An 18,103-nucleotide genomic window follows, 5' to 3' on the forward strand; every position below is an offset into this window, starting at 1 on the left:
AGCTTTCATCCAGCACTGCTGCCTGACATAAAAGGGATTTTATGAAACTCTCCGTGCGACTTTCGTCTGCGCTTTTCCTGTTGATTTCGATTTTAAGTTTGGTCGCCTGCGGCGGCGGTGGTTCCGGCAAAGGCGGCGGTAACAAGGGCGGCTCGGACGGCGGCCCGAACACATCGGCAGGCGGCCAAACGAACCCGGCATTTCCCACAGCTACGCCGGCGAATGTCAATGGCGGCTACAAGGGCAGCCTCTACGTTCGTTACTCCGACGGACTTGGCCGACTGGATGCAGACACTGGCATCATGGAGTTCCTGTACAACTCCCACGAAATCGTATGGGCATCCAAGGATGGGGAGATTCTGTCTACGGTATCGCTGGATTACTACGACGGCAATTTCGTCCGCGTATACGACAGTCGCGGAATCTTGCAATACACCTTCAAATTCAACGGCAGCCCCACCGGCGTGCCAAAAGTGTCGCCTGACGGAAAGGTCATTGCGCTCGGATATAATATCAGCCGCGGCTCCAGGGGCGTCGCCCTCTTCTCCCCGAACGGCACGGTCATCCGTGATTTCGTCGACGATGAAAACGGCTATCTGAATGGCTATGACTGGACCAACGCTGGAAATTTGATTCTTATACAGGGGAACTCGTTTTCCGAAGTGGATTTCGGCCCCGACAAAGATTATGCGTCCGGCGAACCAGTCGTCTTCGCATCGACGACCGGCACACCCCTGAACCTTGAACTCAGCCCTGATGAAACAAGGCTTGTATTTGACCGAATCGCAGACGATGGTTTTCGTCACATTTTTGTGATGAGCAAAGATGGGAGCGAGCTTCAGCAGGTCACTGCCACCCCGGGTGAGGCTGAGTATGACCCTACCTGGTCTCCTGATGGTGGGGCGATCGCGTTTCGACACGGGCGAGACTGGCTTGGCTGCGCGCTAGGCTATGTCGGCGGCATCTGTTACGGCTCATGTCCGACCCTGCACGCGGTTGCAGCTAACACGTCCATGGCAAACGTAGCGACCGGAAATCCTGTCTTCTTCGTTCGGGAAGTGCAGGACAACACCTACTACACCATGTGTGCATTCGGCCCGCCGACCTGGACTGAAACGCCTGCGCTCGAACCTTACGAGTCAGGCACGGCCATGGAGGGCGAAGGCGCTAACAGAGGCCTGACAGGCAAGCTGTATTATGCGTTTACCCAGACCGATTTCCTGTCTCTCGATCTCGTGACCGGCGTCGAACAGGCACTCAATACGATTCGAAGCCGCTATATCACCAATCCGCATGTGCGGCTGAATAGTGATGAGGTCGTATTTGAAAGAGCTTCTCACCAGTTGCCAGGTCTTGCGGATAATGATCAGATCATCATCCAGAACTTTGCTGCACAGGAAATCGCCAGCTTTTACATCGAAGACGACTTTACAGCTGCTGGGCCGGAGCTCTCACCAGACGGAAAATGGGTGGCGGTGGAGTGGTCACCGCTTTCGCGGAACTCTCCCAGTGATGGCCCGGTGGTCACCCTGTTCGATAGAGAGGGAACCTTCTATAACGACTCAAGGTTCGTGAACTACGGCGACTATGAGTGGGCATCTGACGGCAGTCTATTGTTAAGCCGATTCCACCGCCTTTATCAGACCAGGGCGCTCAACGTCAGTGATGTGACTGAAATCGCCAGTTTTCCTGCGACAATCTTCAACATCGCTGTGAGCCCAGACAACACCAGGGTGGCTTTTTCGATGGCAAACCATCTGTGGGTGTCGGATATCAACGGTGAGAACCTCACGCAGCTGACCACATCTGGTGGCAGCGAGTGGAACCCCGAATGGTCACCGGATGGCAGGCATATCGCGTTTACCCACCTGAAGAATGGTACGGATATACACGGGGCCTGGGTGGTTCCCGCTGATGCACAACGTGCGTACGTGGGCGAAGCTGGGAAGGTGCCATCGTCTGCTGCAAGCGTACGGGGCGGGAGTGGCTTTATCGCTGTGAGTGGACCCTTGAATTGGACGGAGTAACGCAAACAGGTGCGCTTTATGGATGTTCGCAATTATCAGGAACAGCTCGAGGCACAGCGCCTTGCCACGCTTGAAGAGCTGAGCGCACTGGATCAGGAGCTTGGTCTCGGCTACGAATGAGTTTTAACTACACCGGCAGTCATGCCTGCACTCGCTCCGCAATGAGAGTCATGTCCAACCGGCGCCAGTACCACAGAAGCCCGGCAGCCATCACATACATGCATAAGCCGAAGGCCAAGACTGTCGGCAGGACTTGCTCTGGTTCTGGCAGGATCGCCAGCAACGATAAGGCCAGCGACAGATTCCGGATCAGTGTCACCAGCACTACGCTGCGCATCCAGACTTTCGCGCGTTCAGACATCGGCGGCGCTGCGAAAACCAAGCCCAGCAGTACTGCTGCAATCAGCGGTTCGACGGGTCCTGTGAGGATGTCGTAGCCGTAATTGCCTGCCAGGACCAGGATCAAGAGCCCTACTAGCCAGCTCCCCAGTCTTTCAATATATGGCTGGGCTCGGTCAGTGTGCTCAGGAACTAGATAACGAGCAAACATACCGGCTATCAGCGGAACCATTGTGATAGCAAGGGAATAAGCCGACAGTGATAGAAACGAAACGTCGCCGAGGTCAATCACACCTGCCCAGGAAAACAGGTTGATGGCAGCCACACTCACGCCCACCAGGCAGACGATAAGCACCGACGCCGCCCTGCCCGATCCGCCAGCAGCAGCAACGAAAGCACCTGCCGAACTACCGCCTGCGGCGGCAATACACAGCGCCATTCCCGTTATGACTGGCGAAGAAAACCACCCGAAGGAAAAAGCCATTGCCAGAGCCCCAGCGGGAATGAGAGTGTTGTAGCCGAGCACTGCCCGGACCAACGGCCAGCTTAGCCATGGCTCATGCAGATTTTCTTCGTGCCGAGCCGCCCCGAGCGCGAACATGATGACGATGGTGTTGAGCGCAACCCACCAGTCCAGTAGCTGATTCATAGCGCTGGCTCGCGGCGCTGAGAGGTGACGGCGCGTGAAAGCCGGCGCTGCTTCTCCAGATGTCTTACCACAACAGCCGCGTCGGGCCCGACGCCACGAAGCGTTGCAGAGGCATGCGAACGCTGCCACGGCACACCTACGAAATAAAGACCGGGCACCGCGAGCGACACACCACCACGTTGCCGACTTGCCTCTTCGGCGCTCAAACCATCCAAACCTTCCAGAAACCTTGGCTTATTGATAAAGCCTGTCGCCATGATGAGACTGTCGACGGACTGGTGCGAGTCCCCCCACTGCAGACCATCTGTTGTAATACGGTCGAACATCGGCTTATACAGAATTTTTTTGTCTTTGAAGGCCTGCTGGTACAGTCCCTGATCGAGAACCGCCTCGGTCAGGCGCCAGCCGAACCAGGCCCCTAGTGGCGCAGTGTCAAAGCCTGATGCTCGTAGCCAGAAATGAATGTCCCTGCCCAAAGGTCGCTGTTTCATGAAAACAGGTGGATGTCGTGCCACAAGGGTGACGTCGTGATCCGCCGAAAGCTCATAGGCAATTTGAACCGCAGAATTACCAGCGCCGAGCACGGTAACGTGCGAACCCCTTACATCTGCCGGCCTGCGATATTCTGATGAATGCAGAACCGCTCCCTTGAAACTTTCCAAGCCTGTCAGGTTCGGTCTATTGGGTGAGCTGAATGCACCTGTTGCCACGACGACGGCCTTTGCTTGCATGCTTTCACCGTTCCTCATAATCACGTTGAAGCCGAGGGCCTCCCGCTGAACCGAGCTCACAGGCGCGTCATACCTTATCGGAAAATCAAAACGTCGAGCATAGGCGGCTAGATAGTCGACCACCTCATCTCGACGTGGATATCGACCGGGATCTCCCGGAAAGGCCATGCCGGGCAAAGCAGAATACTGAGCCGGCGAGAACAGTGACAGGCTGTCGTAGTACTTCGACCATGAACCACCTGCCTGGATACCCGCTTCCAGAACCTGAAAATCCAGACTTGCTGCCTGAAGGACATGCGCCATTGCCAGCCCCGCCTGACCAGCGCCAATAATCGCGACATCAACGTGCATATACACTCCTTTATTTCGCGAAATTACGAAACATGAACTATAAAAATCAGCAGCACTTCTTCAGAAAGTCACCAAGCCCTTCCAATGTATCCTGAATACCAGCGACGTTCGGACGATATTCCACTTCCTTGCCGTGCTTCTCGTACTCCAGCAAACCAGCCTCCCCCAGTTGCTTGAGATGCTCGGATACCGTCGACATTCCCAAACCGGTGAGCTCTGCCACCTGACCAACCGTTAGGACCTGCTGCTGAGCGAATAGCAGCATGATCCGTTGGCGGTTCTCATTCGCCAGAGCTTTGAGAAACTTTCGTAACTGGGAGGGCAACATTGAGAACTCACTTCGCGTTTTTCCGAAATATATAGCCAGCTCTACCTGCGTGTCAATCTCATCTTGAGCCGTACTGAACTCAGATCGCCTTGACGCTGTCACCTAATAGCGCGCTACCGCCTTCAATCACCCGAGCAGTAATCCCCCCATGCCCACGTAGCGCATTGTACCCGCCCGGCCCAAGCGCCTGTTCCATTTTGCTGCAAGGATGGCAGAGCCCTGTATACTCGAGCACCACCTCCCCGACACGAAATTGCTTGTCCTTCAAAGCCAGCAGATTGATGCCAGAGACGACGATATTACGGCGCAGCAGAGCAGGCTCCACGCGCTCAATGTGCAGACACGCAGCGATCACCGGTAGATGTTCCTGCTGAATCAGCGTGACCTGTCGGCGGCTCTCGGCGCGGCCGCGGAAGCGATCGCCTTCGAGCCCCGTCCCAGGGCTCATCGTCACCTGTTCCAGCTCGATCATGGCCGCACCGCGTGTCGGACGAATACCAATCCAGGTCACGCGACCAAGCTGTGGGAGCGTCGCCAGTAAGGCGTGAATCGGTCTGAGTTCAGACATTGTTCAGCGTTTCTCCTAATGTTGAAATGCCCAGCTTCCAGTCCTGTATGCGGCTGGCATCGTATCTTTGAGTATACCTTGCATATACGGCGCCTGACCGTGATTGCAATCCGAAGCGATTATACGATGGGGGTTTGAATGCAGCAGAATCAGACGCGCCGAAGCAGCACCAATAGCTTGTTGGCAAATGTCATCAAAGGTGCCCTGGCCGGCGCGATAGCGGTCTATGTGATCGATCGAATGGAGCGCATGGCGGACAGGGAACTTGATGCGTGGCCCGAATCCACGGATGCCTTCGGGTTGGCTGATGAGTCTGTGCCGAGACCAGCTGCTGGAACAGGACGACAGCACCTGTTGGGACTCGGCGTTTCGCTGATCAAGAACGGAGGGCTCAACGCTCTTACTGACTTTTATACCAAGGCCCCTCAGAGACGCCCTCAGTCGCTGGAGCGGCTCTAAACCCATAGGCTAGGGTTTGCCCTAGCTATTCGCACCGCCTTCTCATCGCTATAGTGCCTCTGCCATCAATGTGACAGGGACAGTTCACGTTGCCTCATCTGAATAGAATTCCCCTGCACGACGTGCTATTGCCGTCTGCTGTCCGTCCCTTATGTCACATTGATCCTGTTGAGTCAGAAGACTAGGCACACTTTCACCGTAACGGCGACTTATCAGCCTTAGGTGCCGTAATGGCACCTGCTGGCACGGAAGCGACACAAGGAATGGATTCATGATATTCACCAGTAGATTTCAGTTAACAGCTATTGCATTGGCCTGCGCCACGCTCGCCGCCTGCGGCGGTGGTGGAGGCGGCGGCTCAGGTGACAAGGGCGGCCGTGACGGCGCAGGTGGTGACGTCGCCCTTATTGGCGATGGCTATCAGGTCAGCGGTACGATCACGGGTCTGGCCGGCGGCACGACACTCGTAAAGAAAGTGGAAGGTTCGGAAGAATCTCTCGAAGTGTCTTCCAACGGCCGCTTCGCATTCAGACGGGCGGTGCCAGATGGCGAGTCGTTCGAAGTTAAACTGAGCGCGCCACCGGTGGGTCAGAAGTGTGTGACCAGCAATGCCTTTGGTACGATCAAGGCGAAAGATTTTGAGGACGTGTCGATCAGTTGCGCGACGCTTGGCAGCAAGTCCTCGATCAGCGGAACGCTTACTGCGGCGGCAGGCACAGCGGCAGACTCGGATCTCAATGATCCGCGAGCACCCTACAGCGACAATGGTGATATTTCCAAAGCGCAGCGCATTCCCAGCCAGGTCACGGTGCACGGCTTTGCCTCCTACGCGGGAACCAAAGCAACCGAAAATAATGACCGCTTCGCAGATAGCTATGACGAGTTCGACTTCTTTGAAGTCGAACTCCAGGCCAATCAGCTTATCCAGCTCCAGGTCGTGGACTACAACAAGTTCGAAGTCGAGACCACTTATGAGGGCGATCTTGATCTGATTCTGATGGATGCACAGGGTAATGTAATCGGCAAGTCTGAAAGTGAGACCGAGTTCGAAGAGCTGGTGGTGCCTTCGGATGGCCGGTATTACGTTGCGGTCGAGGCGTATTCAGGTATTTCCAAGTATGTGCTGCGAATCTCTCAGCCGAGCTCCAGTCTTGCCTATCGGGCAACAACTGCCGCTTCGATGGACTTCGTGCCGAATGAGGCCATCGTCAAATTCAAGAGCGGGGTCATGAGTCAGTTTTCCGCACCTGATGGGCGGGTGATACCGATGACGCTGAAGCATCAGGATACGAGTCGGGCAACTCTGGCGACGATGGACAGATCAACTCGGATGAAGAGCGCGAGCGCCGGTGTCCCAGCTGGTGAGGTGCTCCTCGGGCTTAAATCACTAAACCCTGAAGCGTACGAAAAATTCATGACACTGCGCGATATCAAGGCGATGCGTCTTCAAGGGCATACCGAATACGCAGAACCGAATTATATCCGTCGGTCGCAGGCGGTTCCTAACGACAAGCTTTACGGTTATCAGTGGCACTATCCCCAGATAAATCTTCAACAGGCCTGGGATATAACTACGGGCGAATCGGTCAGCGGGACTCCTGTCATTGTAGCCGTCGTAGACACAGGCCTGTTCCTCGATCATCCAGATTTTCAAGGAAAACTCGTGCCGGGGTACGACTCGATCACCAATCTTGAGAACGCTCGCGATGGTGATGGACCGGACTTCAATCCCGATGATCCCGGCGATAGCGCAGATCGAGGAGGAAGCTCGTTTCACGGGAGCCATGTGGGGGGCACTATTGCGGCAAGAACCAATGACAACTATGGAGGTGCTGGTATTTCCTGGGACGCCAAAATCATGCCGATACGGGCTCTCGGTCTCATGGGAGGGTCCACCTACGACATCATTCAGGGAGTTCGCTTCGCCGCTGGACTGAGTAATGACAGCGAATCAAAACCTGCCAGACGAGCTGACATCATCAATCTCAGCCTCGGCGGCCCAAACGGAACCCTCGCCGAACAAAATGAGTTCATGGCGGTATACAATGCCGGCGTTATTATCGTGGCATCAGCTGGCAATGATGGCTCGTCAGTGCCCTCCTTCCCAGCCTCATATAACGGCGTGATTTCTGTTGGCGCCGCCAATATGAAAGGCGAAATGACGAGATACTCCAACTTCGGTCAGTTCATCGACCTCGCGGCACCCGGTGGTGATGTTTCAGTGGACGAGAACGGTGACGGCGTTTCGGATGGCGTCGTTAGTGCAAAAGCTGACGATACTAGTGGAAGTCGAGCGGCTGCATGGGACTCCTACCAGGGAACGTCCATGGCGGCCCCCCACGTCGCTGGGGTGATTGCGCTCATGAAAGCCGTACATCCAGGCTTGACGCCTGCCGAGGTGGATACGCTTATCAGTAATGGAGAACTGACGAACGACATGGGTGTCCAAGGCTGGGACGAAAGATCCGGCTACGGTCTGATAGATGCTCACAAAGCAGTCCTGGCAGCCCAGAATTTGGCGAATGGTGGCGGCGGATCACCATCTCCAACGCCACGAGTCGTCGCCTCTCCAAACAGCATTTCCTTCGATCAGAGCGCTCGTGCCAGTTTCACCATTGCAAACATGGGCAGCGGCTCACCAGGCGTCACGGGTCTTGAAGTCAACGCCACCTGGCTCAGCGTAACCGCAGGACAAGTGGACGGCAGCGGCTTCGGTGAGTACACCGCCTATGTGAACCGAAGTGGTCTTGCTAACGGCGCTTATCAAGCCTCTATTACGGTGTCCCTCGATACCGGTAGTCAACTGGTTATCCCTGTAACAGTGCAGGTGGGCGCAAGCTCGGCAGGTGGCTCAATGGCTCAGCAGTACGTGCTACTGTTTGAGGCAGGTGAGAGTGGGGGTACCTTCGACACCATCGTGCAAACGGTAACGCCACAGATTTCCGGCGGCACTGCGACCTACAGCTTTGAGAATGTGCCTGTCGGCGACTACTACGTTGTGAGCGGATCCGACCTTGATAATGACGGCTTCGTTTGCCAGTCCGGTGAATCCTGTGGTGCGCACCCGGTCATTGGTCGACCGGAGCCCGTGAATGCTATGGGCTCGCCAGTAGAAGGCATCGACTTCACTATTGACCTGGTGGGTGGTGTGTCTAGCCAGAGTGTCGGCAGCGAAGGGAGCAAGGCCCCAACTGGCTACCAGCGCGGCACCCCCGAGTTGAATAAACAACTTCAACAGTAATCTCCACGGCTCTATCAGGCTGTCGCCTTCTGCCAGGGCAGACAGCCTGTCGTCTGATCTCTCCAGCTCTTCCCCCCATAGCTGTCTCCCAGCGACTGACATCGCCCCTATCGACCCAGCCGGAGAAGACTCTGCTACGCTGATAGCAGATATCGCAACAATACTCGGGGGATCTAGCATAGTGGGCATTTTCGGGAGGTTCGGATTGGGACAGCAGCTGGCTGCGCTCACGGCCGGACTCACCTTGATCTTTACGCTTGCTCTCGTCCACTTCGTTGGCGGCGGTACACTCGAGCGAGCGCGCGAAAATGTCGGCATGCAGCTTCATGAGCTCGCGTATCAGACCACCGACAAGCTGGACCGTGGCATGTTCGAGCGCTATCGCGAGATGCAGTTGCTGGCCGAGCGATTGTCGCAGCCTGGCGTCTCGATGGATCAACCGTCACTGCAGGCTGTGCTGGACGTGCTACAGGAAACCTATCCCTTCTATGCCTGGCTTGGTGTCACCGATATGCAGGGAACGGTGGTGGCTTCTACAGGGGGCATCCTGCAGGGGGCCGATGTCTCATCCCGTCCATGGTTTTCGAACGCACTGAACGGGATCTACCTTGCAGATGTCCATGACGCGGTGCTGCTGGCCCAGCTGCTGCCTAACCCGACGAATGAACCGAAACGATTCTTCGATGTAGCCTTCCCCATCCACGACGAGTCGGGCGAGCCTCGAGGTGTACTGGGCGCTCACTTGAGTTGGCAATGGGCCAAAGAGGTTGAAGACTCGGTCTTGCGGACCCTGCGGGCAAGCTTCGATAGCGAAGCGCTTATTCTCTCCAACGACGGCGAAGTGCTGCTGGGGCCCGATGAGCTGCTTGGTAAAAAATTGCTACTACCGAGCGTTCAGCGTGCGCGCTCGGGCCAAGGAGGATTCACGAATGAAGAGTGGCCCGATGGCGAACCTTACGTCGTGGGATACAGTGAGAGTCAGGGCTATCGAAATTACCCTGGCTTTGGCTGGATCGTGCTCGTTCGACAGCTTCAGGATACGGCTTTCTCGCCCGTGTTCGAACTACAGCGCTCGCTGCTTTCTGGTGGCCTGATTGCAGCGCTCGTCTTTTCGACCCTCGTGCTGCTGCTCGCGCGGCGCCTGACTCGTCCACTTCGCAAGATTGCCGCCTCTGCACACGCCATAGAGTCGGGAAGAGACAAGACAATAGTGACCTTTCCAGGCAGTCCGCGCGAGGTAGCCACCCTCACTGGTGCCTTGAACGGTCTGCTCAAGAAACTGGCCGACAAGGAGCAGCAGCAGCTAGAGCTGAATGCGAATCTGGAAACCCGTGTACAGCAGCGAACTACTGAGCTGGCGGACATGGTAGAAGCTTTGACTGAAAGCGAAGCCCATATCCGCGCGGTGATCGATACCGCCCTCGATGCGTTCATTGGCGTCGACAGTGCAGGCATCATCACTGACTGGAACAGACAGGCTGAAGTGATGTTTGGGTGGAGCAAGGCTGAAATCCTGGGTGCACCTGTGTCTTCATCCATCATCCCGCCTCGATTCCGTGAAGCACATGCAAGAGGTATGCGGCATTTTACGCCTGCCTCGAAAACAGGTGTGATCGGTCAGCGCCTTCAGTTATTCGCATTGCGACGTAACGGCGAAGAGTTCCCGGTCGAGATGACGATAGGTCTGATCGAGTCGTCCAGACAGTACAGCTTTGGCACTTTCATTCAGGACATCTCTGCTCGAAAACATGCGGAGGATGCGCTGGCGCGCGAGCGTTCACTACTGAATGCTGTGCTTGAAACCATTGAAGTGGGTGTCGTGGCGTGCAACTCCGCAGGGAAGCTGGTGCTTTTCAATCGTGCTGCACGCAATCTGCATGGCCAGAACCCTCAGGAGGTACCGGATGCCGAATGGGCACGCGAGTTCAGCCTCTATCACGCAGACGCGGAAACACTATTGCAGAAGGAGGAGATACCCCTCTACCGGGCGCTCAAGGGTGAAATCGTGCAGTCCGCTGAGATAGCGGTACGTGCAGATCCTGATCAGGCACCGCGATTCCTGCTAGCCAGCGCCAGGGCAATGATGAACGACGCTGGCGATCAGCTCGGTGCCGTAGTGGCCATGCAGGACATCACGGCTCTCAAGGAAAGTGCCCGTGAGCTGGCAAGAAATGAAGAACGCCTCCGTGCCATTACTGAAAACATTCCAGCGCTTATCGGACAGGTCGACAGGGATGAACGATTCACGTTTCTCAACTCACGTGGAGCCGGATTGTTTGGTCGAACGCCTGAGGCGCTCGTCGGCGAGACAGTGGCCAACGCTTACGGCCCCGAAAGATATGGAAAATTTGCGCCTCAGATTGCCGCTGCCCGCGCAGGGAAGAAAGTCGGGTTCGATGATACGGTCAGGTTGAAGGATTCGATACGGCACTTCCAGGCGATGTACATTCCTCAGTTCGACTCAGCAGGGGAGCCAGATGGCTTCTATGCGCTTGCCTTCGATATGACGGATAGGAAGACCGGCGAGCTGCGGCTTGCGGAAAGCGAGGAACGACTGCGCACCATCACCGATAATTTACCAGTACTGATTGCCTACATCGATCGCGAGGAAATCTACCGCTTCGCCAATGCTACCTACGAGACCTGGTTTGGGGTTTCGCCTGAACAGATGATCGGGAAATCCGTGAGCGACATATTGGGGCCAGAATTCTACCCGGTGGTTCGTGAGCAGCTGCAGAAGAACCTCGCGGGTGAGCACATTCGCTTTGACGCCGAAATGCGTGTTGATGGCGAGCAACGCGTAGCCAGGCTGGTCGGTATTCCCGATATGAAGGACGATGTTATCCGTGGCGTCTATATCATGACCACGGATATCACATCTGAAAGGTTACACGAGCAACAGCTGCAATCGCTGGCAAGGCAGGACACGCTGACAGGCCTGCCGAACAGACGCGCCTTTGGTGAGGCGTTCAGTGCAGCCACTCTACGTGGCACAAGGGCTGGCACACCAGTGGTACTGATGATTCTCGACGTCGACCATTTCAAGCGCATCAACGATAGCCTGGGTCATAGCGGAGGCGATGCCGTGTTGACCGAGTTTGCGCGACGCCTCAAAGCCTGCGTAAGGGCGACTGATACCGTAGCCAGATTCGCAGGTGACGAATTTACGATCATTCTGGAGAATGTGGTGCCCCCGACCGACGCAATGCTTGTTGCCGAGAAAATTGTTCAGGCCATGCGAGCGTCCTTCGACGTGCTCGGCAAGACAACGACCGTTACCACCAGTATCGGTATCGCTTTCGCCTATGGCACTGACATAGAAGAGGCGACGCTGGTGGCCAGAGCCGATGAAGCGCTGTATGAAGCCAAGGCCAAGGGGCGGGATGGCTACGCGCTGGCGCAGCCAGGCTAAAGCCGGCGATGCAAGCTATATCGCGAGGAAGTTAAGGCGCTCTGATACCAGCTTCAGATAGGTAACCTTCATCTCCCCCGTGAGAAAGCTTGCTTCCACCAGCCGGCGCGCATGCTTCTCGACCTCGACACAAAGCTTCCGGATAAGCGTGCTGATAGCTTTCTCCGGCAGGCCCGCTGCTCGACCCAGCTCGATGAAGTCGCCTCCGGAATAGTGACCGTTACCCATTTCACGGAAATAGGCGGGCTCATCGAACGGTAAATGTCCTCTCGGATAAAAGCGTAGCGCCATACTGGTAGAGTCGCTCGCGTGGATCTGTGCGTTCAGAACATCATAGGCAGGTGCCAGACCAAAGGGAGACGCTGGCAGGAAACTGATATTCTTGAGGTGATGATCATTATTACCGACCACATAGCTGAATATCAGTCTTGAGAGCAAATCCCGACAGACCGCAGGTCCGCCATGTGAGCGGGCAAATTTCAGCACGTCGAGATAAGAACCGGCAGTATATTTTGATGCGTCGACCTCGTTGCCCAATCCCATTGCCTGCATGGCATCTTCCTGATGGATCTTGCCGGCACTGCTGCGGTCGTAGCGGCGGATTATAAACACCTTGTGCCCATCACTGAGCGAGATCAGCCCGCACGCTGGAACCGGGTACCCAAGCTTTGTCATCAAGGTCAGTGTCAGGTGTTCGTTCTCACTGACACCGGGGTATTCTTCCGGGCTGGGCTTGATGATGAACTCCCCATCGTGATCAACCAGTTGTAACTGGTTTTCGAGAATTGCTGCCTGAGCCTTGATCTGCACGCCACTAATACTGAAACCTGTGGTTTTCTTAGGCATGCCTTGCACCAGATCCTGACGACTTTGCGCCAGCTGCAGTTGTACCGGGGCGCTACCGAACAGGCGCTTTTTGCAAGCCGGATGATATTCCGCTGTAGGTGTCGCAAGTGGCTTTAGACAGATTAAGCAGTTCATTCAGCAAGCTCGATGGTAATCGCCCCGGGCAGGTCTCGGCCATTGTGAACCAACAGCGCGAAATGATCCTCGGGATCGATGCGCTGCTCTTTTGCCTGAATCCGTCTCAACCAGCCTTCGCTGACCAGCCCTTCGAAATATGGCGGAAGGCGCTTGTCGATATAGGGTTGCGCCTGCAATGGAAGACTGAGACTGACTGGTGGCAGACCCTTGGCCAGGTAATCAGGATCATATTGGAAGGAAATACTGCCGTTGCTTCTCGCCAGTACACCGGCAAGCTCTCCATGCATTCGCACGAACGCTTTCACGCCGACTCGATCCAGAGCTTGAGATTCAATACTGCGCAGACAGCCATGAGGGTCTGGAGGCTCGGGTTAGCACCCTCACGCTCCATGGCCCTATAGGTATTGGCTGAAATGGACGCCAGTTCCGCGAGGTCTGGCACTGAGAGACCCATTGCACGTCTACGTGCTACTAACACGGCGGGCAGATCGTCCAACGCTGTTAGATCCGGAAGGTTCGAACGCTCTACCCTCTGGGACAGCGCTGCAAGTGCAGAGATCTGCTGATCTAGGGCCTGCTTGATTGACTGCTTGGTCTGAAGGCTGTTTGTCATCGCCAGGCTCAATATAATGAATAATTAACGGAATAACCTCCGCAAATTTCACTATAGCGAAAATTCAGCACTAATCAATCAGTATGATTATCATGCAAGCCGTAATACCACGCTATGATCAGTTTACTGAGCCCAATAACTACAACATCAACTCCCGCAAATCCCCCAGCAGCCGACTCAACAGGCTCGTAAACTTCGCAGCATCCGCTCCATTAACCGCCCGGTGATCATAAGACAGCGACAGCGGCAGCATCAGCCGAGGCTGGAAAGCCTTGCCATCCCAGACAGGCTTCATCGCCGCACGAGATACCCCGAGAATCGCCACCTCAGGCGTGTTGACGATCGGTGTAAAGGCCGTGCCGCCGATACCGCCAAGACTGGTGATGGTAAAGCAGCCACCCTGCATTTCTGCAGGTTTCAGTTGCTTGTCCCTCGCTTTCGCGGCGAGCTCCTGGGCCTCGCGGGCCAGCTCCCAGATGCCTTTACGATCGACATCGCGAATGACGGGTACGACCAGACCGGCAGGTGTGTCTACAGCCAGACCTATATGAACATAGCGCTTCTGCACCACTTCTCGTCTGTCCATATCCAGCGATACGTTAAATGCAGGCTGAGCTTTGAGCGCATAGGCGCAGGCCTTGAGAATGAACGGCAGTGGCGTGAGCTTCAGACCCTTCGCTTCACCAGCCGCTTTCTGGGCTTTGCGGAAATCTTCGAGATCGGTGATGTCCGCTTCGTCGAACTGGGTCACGTGCGGCACGTTGAGCCAGCTGCGTTGCATGCTCTCTGCGGTCAGGTTTTGCAGGCGGCTCATGGCGCTGCGCTCGACTTCACCGAACTGGCTGAAGTCGGGTAGTTTCACGGCTGGCAGCGCCCCGCCCCCACCTGAGGCCGCACCACCTTGTGCAGTCTGCAGCTGCTGCTTGATGTAGCCCTGCAGGTCGTCCTTGGTAATACGATTCTTGGGACCGGAGCCTTTTACCCGATTGAGCTCGACGCCGAGTTCCCTGGCCAGCTTGCGCACGGCCGGTCCAGCATGAACCTGTGCGCTGCCAGCTTCCTGATCGGCAGACGCTGCGGCAGCTGGCGCATGCCTGGCATTCGACTCCGTATTTACAGGCGCGGCGTGTGCCTCGGCCTTGCCGCCGGGCTTCGATTCGGCTTCAGCTTTCGATTCAGTGCTGGGGCTGGATTGCGCGCCTGACTCCGCACTCGGCTGAGCTTCGGATTTGGCAGCGGCTTCACCGCTGCCGCTTGCAGTGGCGTCTTCACCTTGGGACTTTCCATTTTTCGCCTCTCCGTCGTCGGCAACCTCGTCGGCTTGATCAGCGTCGCCAGCCTCCATTGATCCAATCACATCGCCTTCACTGACCTTGTCTCCGACGGACACCGTCAGCTCGACGATCTTCCCTGCCCTCGGTGAAGGCAATTCCATCGTTGCCTTGTCGGACTCCAGTACCAGAATGGCGTCTTCGGCATCGATCATGTCGCCCGCCTTGACGCTGATCTCGATGATCTCGACCTCAGCAGCACCACCAAGGTCGGGTACGCGAATACTTTCTGTGTTCATCCTTACACGCCTCGCTTAGCTGATTGCTGGGTTGGGTTTGTCGGCGTCGATGCCGTACTTCGTAATGGCATCACTCACGACTGATGTCTCAATTTTGCCCTGCCGTGCCAGTGCACCCAGGGCAGCAACCACGACATGAAAGCGGTCGACCTCGAAGTGGCTGCGCAGTTTTTCGCGGGTATCACTGCGGCCGAAGCCATCGGTCCCGAGCACGGTATAGTCCGCCGGTATCAGCGACCTGACCTGGTCAGCGAACAGGCGCATATAGTCAGTCGAGGCAATTACTGGTCCTTCCGCATTCTCAAGGCAGCTGGTGAGATAGCTGACGCGAGGCTGGGCCTGTGGGTGCAGGCGGTTCCAGCGTTCCGTGTGCTGACCATCACGAGCGAGCTCAGTGAAGCTGGTAACGCTCCAGACATCACTGGAAACACCATGCTCTTCCTGTAGCATGACGGCAGCGGCCCTCACTTCATTCAGAATCGTGCCACTGCCTAACAGCTGAACGCGTGGCGCCGGTTGTGAGTCAGATTCCACCTCGTGATTCTGAAGACGATAGATTCCCTTGAGGATGCCTTCTTCCACACCCTCAGGCATGGCCGGGTGAACATAATTTTCGTTCATCAGGGTGATGTAGTAGTACACGCTCTCGTTGTTCTGATACATGCGCTTAAGCCCGTCGTGGACGATGACGGCGACCTCGTACCCGAAGGTCGGATCGTAGGACACACAATTCGGCACCGTCGCAGACAACAGGTGGCTATGACCATCCTGATGCTGCAGACCTTCACCATTCAGCGTGGTTCGTCCGGCGGTGCCGCCCAGCAGGAAGCCCCGCGAACGCATGTCACCAGCCGCCCAGCACAGGTCACCGACGCGTTGAAAACCGAACATCGAGTAAAAGATGTAGAACGGGATGAGCGGGTAATCGTTTGTGCTGTAAGAGGTCGCAGCTGCGATCCACGCTGACATGGCACCTGCTTCGTTGATGCCTTCCTCGAGAATCTGCCCTTGCTGGCTTTCCTTGTAGTACATCAGCTGACTGTGATCGTTCGGTGTGTACTTCTGGCCTTCGGCGGTGTAGATGCCAAGCTGGCGGAACATGCCGTCCATGCCGAAGGTGCGTGCCTCGTCGGGCACGATGGGCACGACTCGCCGGCCGATCTGCTTGTCTTTCACCAGGGTGCCGAGTTGACGCACAAAGGCCATGGTGGTCGAAAGCTCACGGTCTCCACTGCCCTCAAGCTGGGCTTTGAACGTGGAGAGGGGCGGAATCGCCAGTGGCTGGCTGTCCTTGCGGCGACGCGGCACACTGCCACCCAGGGCGTCACGCTTCTGGCGCATATAGCGCATTTCGGGTGAGTCGGGCGCTGGCCGATAGTACGGCAGCGATTCCAGATCCTCATCCGGCACTGGCACACCGAAGCGATCACGGAAGGCCTTGATGCCTTCGATATCGAGCTTCTTCAGCTGGTGCGACGTGTTCTGTGCCTGACCCTGGTCGCCAAAGCCGTAACCCTTGATGGTATGCGCAAGAATGACTGTCGGCTGGCCCTTATGGTTGACCGCAGCATGGTAGGCGGCGTAGACCTTGTAGGGATCGTGACCGCCACGGTTGAGGTTATAGATGTCTTCATCAGACAGGTGCTCGACCATCTTCAGCACTTCCGGATCCTGACCGAAGAAATGCTTGCGAACGAAGCCACCGCCGTTCGATTTGAAATTCTGCATCTGGCCATCGACGGTCTCGTCCATGATGCGCTGCATGCGACCTTCGGTGTCGGTTTCGAAGAGCGGGTCCCACAGCCGCCCCCAGACGACCTTGATCACGTTCCAGCCGGCGCCACGGAACACACCCTCGAGCTCCTGAATGATCTTGCCGTTACCGCGGACAGGCCCGTCGAGCCGTTGCAGGTTGCAGTTGACCACGAAGATGAGATTGTCGAGCTTTTCACGACCAGCCAGGCCAATTGCGCCGAGGGATTCCGGCTCATCGCATTCGCCATCGCCGACGTAGCACCACACCTTGCGCTCGTCTCTCGGCACCAGCTCACGACTGTCGAGGTACTTCATGACGTGCGCCTGGTAGATCGCCTGAATTGGCCCCAGACCCATGGAGACGGTCGGGAACTGCCAGTAGTCGGGCATCAGCCACGGATGGGGATACGATGACAAACCGTTGCCATCGACCTCCCGCCTGAAATTATCCATCTGGGTTTCAGTGAGATTGCCTTCAAGGAAGGAACGGGCGTACAGTCCGGGAGAGGAGTGGCCCTGGAAGTAGATCAGGTCGCCTTCGCGCTTGTCGTCGCTGCCACGAAAAAAGTAGTTGAAGCCGACATCGAGCAGGGTTGCAATGGAGGAAAATGACGAGATATGTCCACCAAGATCACCTTCGCGTCGATTGGCGCGTATGACCATGACCAGCGCGTTCCACCGAATCAGGGAACGAATGCGTCGCTCCATGAACAGATCGCCCGGCATTCTCGCTTCACGGCTAGCCGGTATTGTATTGCGATAGGGAGTGTTCACGCTGTAAGGCAGCGCGGTGCCTTCGCGACTGGCCTGCTCGGCCATACGCTCCAGCAGATAGGCGGCGCGCTCCACGCCCTCGGCACCCATGACCGAGTCCAGCGATTCAAGCCATTCACGGGTTTCCGTAGGGTCTATATCATGATGCATCCGCTGTTTACCTCCATTCAAATTTGACAGGTGGCCCACTCCATCGATTGGACAAGCCGGGCTTGGCGGAAATGCCGTTACTGGTGTGCCAGAGCTCCCATCTTCAAACGATGCGCATTCAAAAAAGGGGGGATTTAAGCTAGCTTGGCAGA

Annotated in this window: 13 protein-coding genes; 4 read left to right on the top strand and 9 right to left on the bottom strand. The window is 56.3% G+C overall.

Translation table 11 applies throughout. The annotated features are described in order from the left end of the window. Positions 1-41: 41 nt before the first annotated feature. On the top strand, positions 42-2,027 hold the full coding sequence (locus tag ACH3PB_RS15090; protein ID WP_416396177.1) for a hypothetical protein: 1,986 nt from the start codon (positions 42-44) through the stop codon (positions 2,025-2,027). Between the two features lie 139 nt (positions 2,028-2,166). Here the strand turns inward: ACH3PB_RS15090 and ACH3PB_RS15095 are convergent, their stop codons facing one another. The 4 genes from ACH3PB_RS15095 to ACH3PB_RS15110 all read right to left on the bottom strand — a co-directional run bounded on the left by ACH3PB_RS15095 (position 2,167) and on the right by ACH3PB_RS15110 (position 4,993). Then, a complete protein-coding gene (locus tag ACH3PB_RS15095) occupies positions 2,167-3,015 on the bottom strand; it encodes a hypothetical protein (protein ID WP_416396179.1) in 849 nt (282 codons plus the stop codon). After that, positions 3,012-4,097, bottom strand: a complete 1,086-nt coding sequence (locus ACH3PB_RS15100; protein WP_416396181.1) for a flavin-containing monooxygenase — start codon at positions 4,095-4,097, stop codon at positions 3,012-3,014. The genes ACH3PB_RS15095 and ACH3PB_RS15100 overlap by 4 nt, the downstream gene beginning before the upstream one ends. A gap of 46 nt (positions 4,098-4,143) precedes the next feature. Then, positions 4,144-4,425, bottom strand: coding sequence for an ArsR/SmtB family transcription factor (locus ACH3PB_RS15105; protein WP_416396183.1), 282 nt, complete (start codon positions 4,423-4,425; stop codon positions 4,144-4,146). 79 nt (positions 4,426-4,504) lie between these two features. Beyond that, a complete protein-coding gene (locus tag ACH3PB_RS15110; RefSeq protein WP_416396185.1) occupies positions 4,505-4,993 on the bottom strand; it encodes an MOSC domain-containing protein in 489 nt (162 codons plus the stop codon). 138 nt (positions 4,994-5,131) lie between these two features. Between ACH3PB_RS15110 and ACH3PB_RS15115 the strand changes: the two genes are divergently transcribed. The 3 genes from ACH3PB_RS15115 to ACH3PB_RS15125 all read left to right on the top strand — a co-directional run bounded on the left by ACH3PB_RS15115 (position 5,132) and on the right by ACH3PB_RS15125 (position 12,105). Continuing rightward, the gene (locus ACH3PB_RS15115) at positions 5,132-5,452 is read left to right on the top strand and encodes a hypothetical protein (protein ID WP_416396186.1); all 321 of its coding nucleotides are present in this window, start codon (positions 5,132-5,134) and stop codon (positions 5,450-5,452) included. A gap of 271 nt (positions 5,453-5,723) precedes the next feature. Beyond that, complete coding sequence (locus ACH3PB_RS15120; RefSeq protein WP_416396188.1) at positions 5,724-8,693, top strand: S8 family serine peptidase; 2,970 nt, start codon at positions 5,724-5,726, stop codon at positions 8,691-8,693. 205 nt (positions 8,694-8,898) lie between these two features. Beyond that, positions 8,899-12,105: a PAS domain S-box protein gene (locus ACH3PB_RS15125; protein WP_416396190.1), complete on the top strand. Its 3,207-nt coding sequence runs from the start codon at positions 8,899-8,901 to the stop codon at positions 12,103-12,105. Positions 12,106-12,120: 15 nt separating this feature from the next. Here the strand turns inward: ACH3PB_RS15125 and ACH3PB_RS15130 are convergent, their stop codons facing one another. From ACH3PB_RS15130 to aceE, 5 genes are all read right to left on the bottom strand, one after another. Beyond that, entirely contained in the window at positions 12,121-12,951 is an 831-nt protein-coding gene (locus ACH3PB_RS15130; RefSeq protein WP_416396192.1) for a HipA domain-containing protein, read from the bottom strand. A gap of 131 nt (positions 12,952-13,082) precedes the next feature. After that, positions 13,083-13,394, bottom strand: coding sequence for a HipA N-terminal domain-containing protein (locus tag ACH3PB_RS15135; RefSeq protein WP_416396194.1), 312 nt, complete (start codon positions 13,392-13,394; stop codon positions 13,083-13,085). After that, the gene (locus ACH3PB_RS15140) at positions 13,391-13,702 is read right to left on the bottom strand and encodes a helix-turn-helix domain-containing protein (protein ID WP_416396196.1); all 312 of its coding nucleotides are present in this window, start codon (positions 13,700-13,702) and stop codon (positions 13,391-13,393) included. The genes ACH3PB_RS15135 and ACH3PB_RS15140 overlap by 4 nt, the downstream gene beginning before the upstream one ends. 139 nt (positions 13,703-13,841) lie before the next feature. Next, positions 13,842-15,272, bottom strand: coding sequence for a 2-oxo acid dehydrogenase subunit E2 (locus tag ACH3PB_RS15145; protein ID WP_416396197.1), 1,431 nt, complete (start codon positions 15,270-15,272; stop codon positions 13,842-13,844). A 15-nt stretch (positions 15,273-15,287) separates the two neighbouring features. Beyond that, complete coding sequence (gene aceE, locus ACH3PB_RS15150; protein WP_416396198.1) at positions 15,288-17,951, bottom strand: pyruvate dehydrogenase (acetyl-transferring), homodimeric type; 2,664 nt, start codon at positions 17,949-17,951, stop codon at positions 15,288-15,290. Between the last annotated feature and the right edge of the window lie 152 nt (positions 17,952-18,103).

This window comes from Allohahella sp. A8, assembly GCF_047946665.1.
Taxonomy (GTDB): domain Bacteria; phylum Pseudomonadota; class Gammaproteobacteria; order Pseudomonadales; family Oleiphilaceae; genus Allohahella.